This is a genomic window from Singulisphaera acidiphila DSM 18658, from assembly GCF_000242455.2.
GTDB classification, from domain to species: Bacteria; Planctomycetota; Planctomycetia; order Isosphaerales; family Isosphaeraceae; genus Singulisphaera; species Singulisphaera acidiphila.
On the sequence record NC_019892.1, the window covers coordinates 5,661,420 to 5,675,099 of the forward strand.

The 13,680-nt window shown below is 62.4% G+C and carries 9 protein-coding genes; 6 read left to right on the plus strand and 3 right to left on the minus strand.

Annotated features, from left to right (window positions below; all coding sequences use genetic code 11):
- Positions 1–212 precede the first annotated feature (212 nt).
- From SINAC_RS41320 to SINAC_RS22455, 5 genes are all read left to right on the plus strand, one after another.
- Positions 213–503 carry a hypothetical protein gene (locus tag SINAC_RS41320; protein WP_237722846.1) on the plus strand — a complete coding sequence of 97 codons (291 nt, stop codon included), beginning with the start codon at positions 213–215 and terminating at the stop codon, positions 501–503.
- A gap of 722 nt (positions 504–1,225) precedes the next feature.
- Positions 1,226–4,402 (plus strand): efflux RND transporter permease subunit, encoded by a 3,177-nt coding sequence (locus tag SINAC_RS22440; protein WP_015247876.1) that lies wholly within the window; start codon positions 1,226–1,228, stop codon positions 4,400–4,402.
- A gap of 11 nt (positions 4,403–4,413) precedes the next feature.
- On the plus strand, positions 4,414–5,772 hold the full coding sequence (locus SINAC_RS22445; protein ID WP_015247877.1) for an efflux RND transporter periplasmic adaptor subunit: 1,359 nt from the start codon (positions 4,414–4,416) through the stop codon (positions 5,770–5,772).
- Between the two features lie 449 nt (positions 5,773–6,221).
- Entirely contained in the window at positions 6,222–7,148 is a 927-nt protein-coding gene (locus SINAC_RS22450; RefSeq protein ID WP_015247878.1) for an ABC transporter ATP-binding protein, read from the plus strand.
- A 46-nt stretch (positions 7,149–7,194) separates the two neighbouring features.
- Positions 7,195–8,829 carry a hypothetical protein gene (locus SINAC_RS22455; RefSeq protein WP_015247879.1) on the plus strand — a complete coding sequence of 545 codons (1,635 nt, stop codon included), beginning with the start codon at positions 7,195–7,197 and terminating at the stop codon, positions 8,827–8,829.
- 162 nt (positions 8,830–8,991) lie between these two features.
- Here SINAC_RS22455 and SINAC_RS22460 read toward each other — a convergent pair whose 3' ends face one another.
- Positions 8,992–9,996 (minus strand): nuclease-related domain-containing protein, encoded by a 1,005-nt coding sequence (locus SINAC_RS22460; RefSeq protein ID WP_237722847.1) that lies wholly within the window; start codon positions 9,994–9,996, stop codon positions 8,992–8,994.
- Positions 9,997–10,100: 104 nt separating this feature from the next.
- Between SINAC_RS22460 and uvsE the strand changes: the two genes are divergently transcribed.
- Positions 10,101–11,048 carry a UV DNA damage repair endonuclease UvsE gene (gene uvsE, locus SINAC_RS22465; protein WP_015247881.1) on the plus strand — a complete coding sequence of 316 codons (948 nt, stop codon included), beginning with the start codon at positions 10,101–10,103 and terminating at the stop codon, positions 11,046–11,048.
- 36 nt (positions 11,049–11,084) lie between these two features.
- On the opposite strand, the gene SINAC_RS22470 is transcribed toward uvsE, so the two are convergent.
- Positions 11,085–12,113, minus strand: coding sequence for a S1C family serine protease (locus SINAC_RS22470; RefSeq protein ID WP_015247882.1), 1,029 nt, complete (start codon positions 12,111–12,113; stop codon positions 11,085–11,087).
- Between the two features lie 171 nt (positions 12,114–12,284).
- Positions 12,285–13,625 (minus strand): hypothetical protein, encoded by a 1,341-nt coding sequence (locus SINAC_RS22475; protein ID WP_015247883.1) that lies wholly within the window; start codon positions 13,623–13,625, stop codon positions 12,285–12,287.
- Positions 13,626–13,680 lie beyond the last annotated feature (55 nt).

Sequence of the window (13,680 nt, forward strand, 5' to 3'; positions counted from 1 at the left end):
AACGAGACGCCCCCGAGTCTCAAACGGTCTTGACGACGAGTGATCCCCCGACCATCGCACTCAATATGCTCAACGGATTTCGGAACTACGTTCTGATCGCAGCATTTTTTGCGATCCTCGGCATGTCCGAGGCGTGTTCTGCGTCGTCCCTGAGCCGCTTCAAGGCCCATTCTCACTCCCACTTCCATTTCCATTCACGCCGAATCGATCTCATGCATTCGCGGGCGGCCCATCAGACTCGGGTCGTGGCGCTTCGGGCGGATTCGCTGCTCTCGCCCACGCTGAATGATGAGGTCGAAGCCCCCGATGAGTCCGAGGACGACCAGGGAGATGAGCCAAAAGAGGCGCTTCCCCAGGGTGATCCTGTCTCTCCCGGCTTCGCGTTCGAATGTGTGGGCGACGCCATCTGGCCGGCCACTGCTCTTCGTCCGCTGGGCCGAGAAGGCGGCATTGCCGGAAGTGCTCGGCCTCGTTTCCTCAGCCTCTGCCGCTTGCTGATTTGAACGCACTCCCCCCCCCGCGCTCGCCGCATTCCGCTTTTATTACGATCATCGCGAATTCCGCCTCTGTTTGCCCTTTTTTTGAGGATGGAACAGAGATCCCGTGCGAGGGTCTGGCGATCACCGCCCATGCTGAGCTTTGGTCTCAGTTCAATGCGATGACTCCTCGCTACGGGATCGTTCTGCCGACTTTCACCAAACAACAGGCTTGAAGTTGCCTTCCCGGCTTTGCGGAAGCCGTGCAAGTAGGGGAAGGTGCCGCGCAATCCTGGCTCGCCATTATCTCGTTGTCATTGAAAAACGCACGTTGGTGTCGTCTCCAAAACGGGGCGACCGTCGGTAGCCCAGGGACACGAACGTCTCGCGGATTGTTCTGCCATGACTCGCTTCGGCCGGGCGGCCGGAATTCGCTCGATCGAAGGAGTTTGTGCCGCGAGAGGAGGAGGTCACTGGCGGCATTGGTCTCCTCACAGGGCTCGTGCCCTGGGCTACCGACGGACGTCCCGTTGAGGCTTTCGGGAGAGTTCCATGATCGTTATGGTGTTGAGAAAGTCGAATGTCTTGATTCATGGGCTTGGCGATTGATTCGGAATTCGAATTCGGCAAGCAACCTATTGAGGATAAGGCCTTTCCGACGAAGTAAGATTGCGGGTGGGTTGCCCGCGGTCACAGGGATTGTAACCGATGCGGAACCGCTCTAGCCGCTGGCAATAGGATCAAGATTGATGGTCCATGCGTTGATTAAATGGAGCCTGCACAATCGGCTCATCGTCATCCTCGGCGCACTGGCGCTGATCGCCGCCGGCGTCCACTCGGCCTTGAATCTCAATGTCGAAGCCTACCCCGACCCGACGCCTCCCATCGTGGAGATCATCAGCCAGAACTCGGGCGCCAGCCCCGAGGAGATGGAGCGGCTGGTCGGCATTCCGCTGGAAACAGCCCTGAATGGAATGCCGGGGCTGGAAGACTTACGCAGTACCTCGATCGCCGGCCTGAACGATATCAAATGCCAGTTCGCTTACGGCACCGACTACTGGGTCGCCCGGCAAGACGTTCTGAACCGAATCAATACCGTGGACCTGCCCAAAGGGGTTCGCCCCGAACTCTCCCCCTGGAGCCCGACCGGCGAAATCGTTCGCTATGTGCTGGAAGGACCGGGGTATACCACCAACCAACTCAAGGCCGTGCAGGACTGGGTGCTCAACCGAGCCTTGAAACAGGTCCCCGGCGTGATCGACGTCGTCGGGTTCGGCGGGACGGTCAAGCAGTACCAGGTCTTGCTCGACACCCGGCTCCTCAAGCAGTACGGCGTGACGATGGCGCAGGTGGAGGGGGCCATTGAACGCTCGAACGCGAACGTCGGCGGCGACATCCTGACCTTGGGAACCCAGTCGCACAACGTCCGGGCGATCGGCCTGCTCGGCGGGGGCGTCGACCCGCTTGAACCGGCGAACGTTGACCGGGCGGCCGACATCGAGACCCAGAAGCTCGACGACATTCGCGACGTCGTGATCACGATCTCCCCCGACGGCACGCCGATCTACGTCCGCCAAGTCGCTCAGGTGGTTGTCGGGCATCGTCCGAGGCTCGGTAAGGTGGGCCGAGGGGACGAAGGCGACGTGATCGAAGGCATCGTGATGATGCGAAAATATGAGAAATCACTGCCGACGGCCAATGCGGTCGCGGCCAAGATGAAGGAGATCGAGCACGACAAGCTCTTGCCCAAGGGCATGAAGCTGACGGTCTTCAACCAGCGGACCGACCTGGTCCATGTCACGACCCACAACGTGATTCACAACCTGGTTGTCGGTATCGGGCTGGTGATCGCGGTGCTCCTGATCTTCCTGGGCGACCTGGCCAGCGCCGGGATCGTGGCCTTGGTTATTCCGCTTGCCTTGTTGTTTGCGATCACGGTCCTCTCGGTCCGAGGGCAGTCGGCCAACCTGCTCTCGATTGGCGCGGTGGACTTTGGGATCATCGTGGACAGCTCGGTGATCCTCGTGGAGACCATCTATCGCCGGATCTGCGAGCCGGGTGCTGATCGATCGCAACCCTTGATCGATCGGATCGCCGAGGCCTCGCGCGGGGTCGAGCGGCCGATCTTCTTCTCGACCTTGATCATCGTCTGCGCCTTCCTGCCTCTATTCACGATGTCCGGGCCTGCCGGAGCGCTCTTCGGCCCGATGGCCGCGACCTACGCGTTCTCGATCCTGGGCGCTTTGCTCATCTCGGTGACCTTGGCTCCGGTTCTCTGTTCCTTTCTCTTCCACAACAAGACGGAGGAGAAAGAGACGCTGGTTGACCGGATCATGACAACCGTTTATATGAAACTGCTTCGGATTGCCTTGCGGATGCGCTGGGCGGTCCTCGCCGTGATGGGGGGCCTTTTGGTCTACACTATCACGCTTCTGCCGGGCCTCGGCGCGGAGTTCATGCCCCAACTGGAAGAAGGGAACCTTTGGATCCGGGCCTTGATGCCGCGAACCGTCTCGTTTGAGGAGGCTGCGCGGATGGCCCCTCGGCTTTGCAAGGTGATCGCCACGGTCCCCGAGGTCCGCGACGTCATGTCCCAGGTCGGTCGCCCCGACGACGGTACGGACGTCACGAGCTTTTTCAACCTGGAGTTCAACGTCCCCCTTCGCCCGATGGAGGAGTGGCGCGAGGGGATGACCCGCGAGAAGATCGAGGACGAGCTGACCGAGAAGTTCAAGGACTTCCCCGGGCTCAGCTTCAGTTTCTCCCAGCTCATCCGCGACAACATCGACGAGGCGCTCTCGGGAATCAAGGGGGCCAACTCCGTCAAGCTCTTCGGTAGCGACCTGGAGACGCTGGAGGAGACAGGCCAGCGGATCGTCAACATCCTCAGCTCGGTCCGGGGGATCGAGAACGTCGGCCTCTTCCACATCGTCGGCCAGCCCAACCTCGAGATTCGGATCGACCGGCGGGCCTGCGCCCGTTACGGGCTCAACGTCGACGACGTCGAATCGGTCATCGAGGTCGCCATCGGCGGTCGTGCTTTCTCCGAGATGGTCGAGGGGGAGAAGCTCTACGAGATCGTGCTCAGGCTGCCGAAAGACCTGCGCAACGACCCGAAGGACATCGCCCGGATCCCGATCGACGTTCCCAAGGCTGACGGCAGCCCGGGGGCTCGGATCCCCTTGTCGCAACTGGCCGAGATCGTGCCGCATAAGTCGGGCGCGTCTTATATCTATCGCGAGAACAATCGCCGTTTCATCCCGATCAAGTTCAGCGTACGTGGCCGCGACCTCTCTTCGGCCATCGAGGAGGCCCGCCGCAAGGTTGACGACCCGAAGAACGGGGCGAAACTTCCCGACGGCTACCGGATGGAGTGGTCGGGCGAGTTCGCCCAGATGCAGGAAGCCAACGCGCGACTCGTGGTCATGGTCCCCGTCTCGATCGTCCTGATCATGGTCCTGCTCTACACGATGTTCCAGTCGATCAAGGACGCCCTCCTCGTGATGGCGGGAGTTCTGCCCGCTGCGATGGGGGGGATCTGGGCCTTGAAGCTGACCGAGACCAACTTCAGCATCTCGGCGGCGGTCGGGTTCATCTCGATCTTCGGCGTGGCCGTGCAGAACGGCGTGCTGCTGATCTCGTTCTTCAACCAGATGCGGGCCTCCGGCTCCAGCGTGAGCGAGGCGGTGACTCACGGGGCCGAATTGAGGCTTCGCCCGGTCGCCATGACCTCGCTGACCGCGATCCTGGGCTTGCTCCCCGCCGCGCTTGCGACCTCGATCGGATCGCAGGCCCAGAAGCCGCTGGCGATTGTGGTTGTCGGCGGCATTACGACGGCCTTATTCTTCACTATGTACCTGATCCCCGCGCTCTATAGCTACTTCCCCGCGCCACGCGGCCAAGAGCGGCGAGGTGCCGAGCATTGAGGAAGCCCATCATGGCGATATCTCAGACCCATCCCTCGCTCCACCCGTCGGAGCGAACCGAGCCGAGTCCGCCGTCGTCCTCGCCTGGTCGGTCGTCGTTCCCGAAGTTCCTCAAGGCCGCGCTGGCGCTGGCCTTGGTGGGGGGGCTTGGTTATCTTGCCTCCCAATATCCGGAGGAGGCCCGTCGCCTTTGGCACTCCGTCACGGGCGAGGGCAAGCCAAAGTCGGAGCACTCACCCGTCAAGTCGGTATCCACGGAGCCGACCGGGCCCTGGGACGGATTCGTCACGGTGACCGACCGGGCGCTCACCGCAATGGGCCTGGCCACGGTTGAGGTCGAGCCGCAGTCGAAGCCGATCCGCCTGGAGCTGCTCGGTACCACGGCTTATATGACCGACACGCTGACCAAGGTTCGTCCGATGTTCAAGGGACGGGTCGACAAAGTCCACGTGGTGATCGGCCAGGCCGTGAAACAGGGAGAGCCGCTGATCGAGCTCTACAGTAAGGACCTGGCCGAGGCCAAGAGTGCCTACCAGGTCGAACGGATTCAGTGGCTATATGATAAGAATCTGCTTAATAGTCGTGAGCCACTCCTGAAGTCACACGCGATCTCTCAGCAAGTGTATGACGAGACCAAGAACAATGAGATGAAGAGCCGCCGCGAATACGAGGTGGCGCGGGACAAGCTCCTGATCTACGGGCTCTCCGATGCAGAAGTCGACGAGGTTGACAATGAGGTAGGCGCATCGAAGGCCCGGGTCACGCTTCGGTCGAGGGCCGACGGCTTTGTCATCGAGCGCGACGTGGTTCCGGGAAACCTCTATGATGACAACGACACCCTGCTCGTGATCGCCCCGCTGGACCGCCTCTGGGTCTGGGGCCACGTTTTCGAGAGTGACCTCGACCTGGTCAAGCTCGGCCAGTCCTGGGAGATCCGCTTCCCGTTCCTCGAGCATCAGCTTCACGGCAAGGTTGAGTTGATCTCCAACCGGGTGGATCCCGACACGCACGCCGTCAAGATCAGGACGTCGATCCCGAACCCAGGGCAGCAGCTCAAGTCGGACATGCTCGTGCGGGGCATGCTGGAAATTCCCCCCGTTCCCGGCAGGACCGTGATTCCACGAACCGCCCTGATCGTCGACGACGGCCGCTACTGCGTCTTCGTGCGCCGTCCGGGTGAGGGGGGGAAGTACGAACGACGGCGGGTCGTCGTTGCTCAGGAAAAAGACGATCATGTGGTTATCGATCACGGCTTGAAGGTCGGTGAGACCATCGTATCCGTGGGTGCCTTGATTCTCGCCCAGATTTACGAGGATTCGCACGGGCTCGAGTCGGGTGCGCCGTCCCATGAGAACACCGGCGCGGATTGAAGCGGTGTTTGTCCGGCGGGATTCCAAGGGTGAGCGATCGGGGCGGGGTGGTGGAGGCCGAAGGCGGACCTCTGCCACCCCGCCCTTGTTCTGTACAGATGACGCTCAGGTTGGCTCTCGCTGAGTTTTCACCGCCCCTCCGTGGTTGCCAAAGCATTCGGTGTGGCATGTGTCCCACGGGTTCAAGCGTGAATTCGCCTGTGAGGCATGGATCCGGCAACAGGATCGGCCTCCCCCTTTTTTTTTCTTTGGAAAATTGGATCCGATCCCTCAATGAATTGGGTCAGGGAGCGAACCACTCGCGTAGAGTGCTCGAGAGCGAGCCCCTGAGCGGTGCGTTCCGGCGTCGAAGCGATGAAGGGCAATGGGTTGTCTTGGATGAGCCTGCGCCTGAACTCGGCCGAGGGAGGCATTGTGGGAATGGCGACGGGAAAACGGGAGGAGGGGCGATGATCCGGGTGCGAGACCTCCGCATTGACTACGACTCGGTTTGTGCGGTGAGCGACCTGTCGCTGGAGGTGGGGTCAGGAGAGGTCTGCGGCCTGATCGGCCCGAACGGGGCGGGTAAGACGACGACGATGAAGGCGATCCTCGGCCTGATCGAGCCGACCTACGGTGAAATCGAACTGGCCGGCGTCGACATGCGGGAGCGGCCCCGCGACGCCTGCCGGGTGGTCGGGTTCATGCCCGACTTTCCGCCGATGTACGACGACCTGATGTGCTGGGAATTCCTCGACCTGTTCGCCGCCAGCTATTTTATCCCACGCTCCGAGCGGCCTCGGGTCATCGACCGTTCCCTGGCCCTGGTCGGTCTGACCGAGAAGCGGCGGGCGATGGTGGTGGAACTGTCGCGGGGGATGCGTCAACGCTTGATGCTGGCCAAGACGCTCATCCCCGACCCACAGGTGTTGATGCTCGACGAGCCGGCCAGCGGCCTCGACCCGCAGGGGCGGATCGACCTCAAGAACGTGGTGAAGGGGCTGGCCGCTGAGAAGAAGACGGTCCTGATCTCGTCGCACATCCTCTCCGAGATGTCGGAGTTCTGCACGTCCGTGGCGATCATGGAGCGAGGCAGGATGGTCGTCAGTGGGACGATCGCCGAGATCCAGGAGCGGATCATGGGGGGAGCCGTCCTCTTGGTCGAGGTCCTTGGCGACTCGGGAGCGCTCACCGCGATCGTGGAGTCGGACCCGCTGGTCGAGTCGGTCGAGCAAGAGGACGGCTTCTTCTCGATCCGCTACCGAGGTGATTCCGAGCAGGCGAGCGACTTGCTTGCGGCCCTGGTCCGGGGCGGAGTACGCGTCGCTTCGTTCGCAAGGCGGCGCGAGGGGCTGGAAGAACTCTTCCTCAAGGTGGGCGCCAAGGATCTTTCCTAAGGGCCTGTGTCGGCTTGTCATGGGACTGCGCTGGGGGTAAATGAAAATGGGCTTGGCTCAGGTCATCATCGATAACCCGATCGTGGTCAAACACTGCCGCGCGCGGCTTCGGGCCGGGCAGGCGTTGCCCTGGGCCGCGATCGTCCTGGTTTTGACTGCATGCATTGTTTGGGTGGGAGAATATTTCCGTTGGGTGGGGCACGAGTCGGTCGTGATGGTCTTGCTCGGCCTCCAGGCCCTGATCCTCTGGTTTGGCGGGTCGAACCAACTCAACACGTCGCTGGGCGGGATTCGGGAAACCGGCTTGATCGACTTCCACCGGGTTTCCCCCTTGCCTCCGAGTGTGGTCAGCCTCGGCTTCTTTCTCGGGGCGCCGATCCGGGAGTACCTGCTCGCGGCGATCACGTTTCCGTTCGCCCTGTACAGCGCCTATCAAGTGGACGGGGCCGACCCGTGGAGAGGCCTGTCCTGGTTCTTGCAGCTCGAGGTCGCGGTGCTGACGACCACCTGGATGCTGCACGCCTTCACCATGTTCGGTTGCATGACCCGCAGGAAGCCGCGTGGTTCGATTCTAGGGACCGTCGCGGCGATCGTCGGGATCCTTTTCTTCGGCTACCTGGGATCGGTCGGGTCCTATTTGGGGATGCGCTGGCTGCTGGTTGAGAGCCGGTCGATGAACTTTTTCGGGTTCATGATCCCCTGGCTCCTCTGGGTCTTGATTGTCCAACTGCCGATCCTCGGCTTTGTGGGCCTCGCGGTGTCGCGGAAGATGGCAGCGGAGCGGGCGCACGCCCTCACCAAGCCCCAGGCGCTCGCCTGCATGGCGACGCTGACGGCCTTGCTCACGGGAGGACTCTGGAACATTGCCAGGATCCTGCCTCCCAGTCCGCCGTTCGAACCGACGATGTGTGACGTGGTTATGTTTGCGTCGGTTTATGTTCTTTCGCTCATGGCGATGGTCCTGAGCATCGCTATCACGCCCGACGCGGGTGAGTACGTCAAGGGACTGCGCCGGGCTGCGCATCAAGGCCAGCGCCGGATCAGTCCTTGGTCGGATGCGGGGAGCAATCGGCTCGCCCTCTTCGCGCTCTGCGCTCTCGTCATGGTCGGAGCGACCACCGTCGTCCACGTGGTGGGCCGGCAGCAGATTCCTGACGTGGCCAACGCTTATTGGGTCAACAATCCGTCCTACATCGGCAACAAGGTGATGACCGACGAGGCCTGGCTGGCGTCGAGGCAGGCGTTGCTCTCTAGGCCGATCGCCATCGGCGTCCTGACGGTGGCTTATTTCGGTCTCGGCCTCCAGTGCTTTTCGCTGCGTACCCGGTCGTCGGGGCTTGTGCTCATGACCCTCTTCCTCTTCATTGCCTGGCTTGTCCCGTTGCTGGTGGGTGCGATGTTGGGCATTGCAAGAAGCAACCAGACTCGCAACGTCGCAATCTTTGCCCTGAGCCCCTTGCCTGGAATTGCCCTCTCCTCAGGCATGGGCAAGTTCCCCGGCGCTGATACGGTCCAACTCGCCGCGCTCGCGCCTTCGATCACGTTTGCTTTTCTCTTCAACTATCTTCTCGTGATCACCCAGCGCAAGATCGATCGCCGGCTGCTCGCCACGGAGAAGTCCTCTACGAAGTCGTCAGCCGGCGCCCTGAAGTCGAACGAAGCGTCTTCAGACCTCGCGTGACAAGGTGATGAGAATTTTGGGCACCGCCTATTCTCTTCTGTTCTCAAGGAGCCGGCTTTTCTCACTCGCCCCAAGGCGAGTGGGGAGTGTCGGCTCCCTGTCTTCCTGCGCTCGATCTCATCCCAAGTGCGAGGCTAGAAAGCAAGACAGGGAGAATCCCCCTCAAGATCCCAGGACGATCTGTTGCAGGTCGATGAGCTTGTGAACCGTTGTTTCTTGCTCGCCCACCGCGTGAAACATGACCGTATCGGTGGTGGAGAGCCTGAACCTGGTCTTGCCCAATTTGAGGCTTCCGAGTGAGCCCAGCCCCGTGATCGCTTTGAACAGGCCCAAGGAACGCCCTCTCGTCCAGCGGACAGGGATCGGACGCAGCCCCGCCTTCTCCCGGAGTTCGCCCACCCGATAGATCGTTCCCCCCAGCCTCAGGCTTACCACGTCCCCCGTAACGGCCCGGCCGCCGTAGTGTTGGAGTTGATCCCAGGTTCCAACCTCCGTCAGCCGCGCGACGATCTGTTTGTACGGGACGGCCGGGATCCGCCCAAAAGTCGAGGATCCGAGGCTTTCGCCGGGCTTCGACTCGCGGGCGAGGCAGCAGTCGATGAGCGACGAGAACATGGTCTCAGCCCGCCCTTTTTTCGAGGGCTGCTTTCCGAGGTAGTCGTCTAACTCCCTGCGCGAGATGACGTCGGGTCGGGCCTCGATCGCGTCTTCCAGTTGCAGATTGGGATTTGTGAAAATGATTTTCGGAGCGATGTGGCTGCGGATGATCTGGTCGTCGAGATCGATGCCCCGCTCGCGGAGGTACTCGACCACGGCGTCCTGCTTGAGACGATTCGTCTCGAGCAGGTTTCCGTGATCCACCACGTCTCCGCCCCGGCGCGTCTGCCGCCAGGCTCCCTGGCGGACCTCGAGCCGGCCCGACCAGTTCTTGACCTCGATCAAGTGAATCATCTTGGGCGTACAGACGATCAGGTCGATCTCCCGCCGCCTTCCTTGGCCCTTCGACGGGATGCGCCTGCCTGTGAGGAGATGGGCATCCTTGAATTGGAAGCAGGAGCCGACAAGCTGTTTGAGCAGTAACTCCCCCTCCCTTCCCCCCGTCACGTCGGGCAATTCTTCGATCGGCCTGACCTGTTGGAGGTCGGACCACTCTTTCAGGCGGCTCATCAGACCCATCGCATTCCCCCCACAAGACTTGGAATCGGTCGCTATTCTCTACTTGCGACCCCATCCTGGCCAGGCGGATTCCATCTTGTGGTATCATCGTTGCAATGAAGAAAAAGAACAGGTCTGACGGTCCCGATCGTGCTGCTCGGCTTCGGCTCGGCCTTTGCTGCCTCTTCCGGGATCAGCCCATCAAGTTCGCCAACACGACCGCGACGGCGATCGGGCGGATGGAGCGAGCCGATGGCCTGGCGAAGATCGGCCGGCTTTGTCAGGCGAATGCCGAAGCCTTGATGCTTGCCCTCCAGTTCTGCGCTCGGACGGGAATCGGCTGTTTTCGGATCAACAGCCAGATCCTCCCCCTCAAGTCTCATCCTGTTCTCGGCTACACCCTGGATGACCTGCCGCAAGGGGCCGAGATCGTGGCCCGATTTCAGGCCTGCGGCGCCTTCGCAACGCGTTCCGGCCTGCGGACATGCTTTCACCCCGATCAATTCATCGTCCTGAACTCACCCCGGCCCGAGGTCGTCGACGCCTCCGTCCGCGAGCTGGAATATCAAGCCGAGGTGGCCGAGTGGGTCGCAGCCGACGTTGTGAACGTCCACGGCGGCGGAGCTTATGGCGATAAACCCAAAGCACTCGGGGATTTCGCCCGGAACCTGCAACGCCTCTCCCCCCGAGCCAGGCGAGTCCTGACTGTCGAGAACGATGATAAGACCTATACGCCGGCCGACTTATTACCTTTATGCCGTTCCGAAGGGATCCCGCTCGTCTATGACGTCCATCACCACCGTTGCCATTCGGACGGCCTGACCGTCGACGAAGCGACCGAGCAGGCGGTGCTCACCTGGGACAGGGAACCGCTGTTTCATGTCTCCAGCCCGATCGCAGGGTGGAACGGTCCGAAGCCCCAGCGCCATCACGACTTCATCGACCGGAACGACTTCCCCGACGCCTGGCTCGGACGTCGGTTGACCGTGGAAGTTGAGGCGAAGGCCAAAGAGGTCGCCGTCCTGGCGTTGAGAGAGGCGATTATTGGCTTTTGTGCGAACTGATGAATGATTGAGATGGCGATTTGGCTTGCCGGACCTCTAGCCCCTACGCACCTCGTGGGGGATGATGATCAGTTCTTGTTTTGTTTCCCCGCGGAGGATGGACAGAGGCGTTCGGACGCCGACCCGCTCGTCGGTCAAGTCACGGTGCAGGTCGTCGATGCCGGCGATTGCATGGCCGTCGAGGGCGACGATCACATCACCCTCTTCGATCCCCGCATGCTCGGCGGGGCCGCCGGGCTCGATCGCGATGATCAACACTCCGCCTTCGGTCGCGAGGTTGTGGCGGCGGATGACGCGGGTGGGGAGAGTCACCGACTGAACGTGGACGCCGATCCGGCTTCGACGTACCCAGCCGTCTCGGATCAGGCGGCCGGCCACATATTTCGCCGTGTTGATGGCGATCGCGAAGCAGATGCCCTGGGCCGGGAGGATCACGGCCGAGTTGACCCCGATCGTTTCGCCTCGCGAGTTGACCAAGGGGCCGCCCGAGTTCCCCGGGTTGAGCGCGGCGTCGGTCTGGAGCACGTCGTCGATCAAGCGGCCCGACCGGCTCCGCAAACTTCGTCCCAAGGCGCTCACGACGCCAGCGGTCACCGTGCACTGGAAGCCGTAGGGATGGCCGATGGCGATCGCCAGTTGCCCGACCCGCACCGCCTGGGAGTCGCCCAGCGCCACAGGGGGGAGCCCGCTGGAGGAGTGAACGCGGACGACGGCGAGGTCGGTCTCGGGGTCGTCGCCGATCAGGTCGGCCGGGAGCTTTCGGCCGTCGGCCAGGGTCACCTCGACGTGGCTGGCGCCATGGACCACGTGGCTGTTGGTCAGGATGTAACCGTTGGACGTGAACACGAAGCCCGATCCGCTGCCACGTCCCCGGCCGTTATGCTCAACCGCGAGATGAACCACCGATGGGCTGACCCTCTCGGCGGCGTGGATCACGGCGTGTGAGTAGGCGTCGAGCAATTCACCATCGTTCGGCCCGGTGGCCTTACTTTCGACTGCATCGGCAAGGCCTCCGGTTTGATCGAAGCCCGGGCCCGCCATACCAACCAGACTGCTGAGACTCATGGCGCTTTCCCCTTGTATCTAGATCCAAGAGGAACTGTAGGGAGGCACATCCGTCTGGACAAGTCCGCACCTGGTCGTGCTCAGCTTACCAAGGAGTCTCCCTCGTCACTCAGCCATTGATATTCTGGTGTTCCCTGGGAACATGAATTTGCAATGTGAGGCAGAGGGTTTCTAACGTCCGGCAGGAGTCGCCGCGCTTTTGGAGGAGGGGACTGGCTGGCCCTGACGCGGGCGGCCACGAGATGGTTGCTGATGGGCTTCGTAGTAAGAACCGAGCGTGTGCATCGCCACGATCGAGGTCCAGGCCGTCAGCATCCAGCAGGCCAGGCTCGCTCCGATGAAGAGCCCGAAGGCTTTGGGCCGAAGCAAGAAGGCACCGACGAAGGCGAGGACGGCTGAACCGCCGATCGTTCCGACCGTCAGGCAGAGTCCGAGGAATGATGGGGCGAGATGCGCGATCGTCCCGAGAACGCCCCCGGGCTTGGCCTCCAGGGGGTCGTCGTTCAGGAAGACGATCAGCAAGGCCATCAGCGCGTACGGAAACCCGAGCAGGCCGAGGGCGATCGCAATGCCAGGGTTCCCGGTGAGGCTGCGCTCTGCGGTGGCGATGGAGTAGGCGGCCAGCGGAAGGAACCCGATGCTAAGGCCGAGAACGCCCCAGAGCATCCAGGTGCCGAGGCCGTCGAAAAGGCCCTCGAAGTTCCGGTCAGGCGGACGCGGGGGTAAGGTCTCCCCCTCGAACGAGGCCGTCAGCACGCGCCCGAGATACTGGAGCCAGTAGATCAGCACCATCGGCAACATGATCACCGAGGGCAAGGCTGTGATCAGGCCGATGAGGGTGCCCATCAACCCGGCTCCCCAAAACTCGGCGCTCGTTTGGAGCGACAGACAATACTCCGGGACGAGAGTGGCCATGACCCACAACGCCAGACCAATCGTAATCACCATGGCCACCCCTTCCGCACCGCGAAGCGGGTAGAACAGGACGGGGGGCCACCAAGCATCCGGTGGCGGTCGGTGAGTCGTTCGTGCTTCCCCATCCTTGGTCCAGCCGATCGGGGCGGGGGTCGGGACCGGACCGTCGTCGACTTCGTTCGAAGGCCGATTCGCGTCGGGGCTCGGGGCCGGTGCGGCGACGTCCGCGCCGAGGTTGTAGGAGGTCCCGTGCCAGCCCCACTCGTCGTCGGCTTGCTCGCTGTCGGGAGGAGTCGCCGGCGCGGTGGTTTCAGGCAGATCGAAAAGCTCGTCGGCCCAGGGATCCACCGGAGAAGGAGGCGGTGTCGGCTCGGGCTCCAAGGGGCGAAGCGCGAGTGGCTTCACCGCCTGGCCGAGCTCGTAGATCCCTTGCCAGTTCCACTCGTCGTCCACGTCGCCGGCCGTTGGAGGAACGGGCTCGGCGCCAGGCACACGGATCAAGGCTCCACAACTCGGGCAACGACCGCTCTTGCCGGGGGAGAGCCCCGTCGCCTTCAGTCGGAGCCCGCACGGGCAGACCAGGATCGTGACGCTCATGACAAGAACTCGTTCGCTGACCTCTGTGCGTGCCGGGTCTTTTTCCTCACGCTGA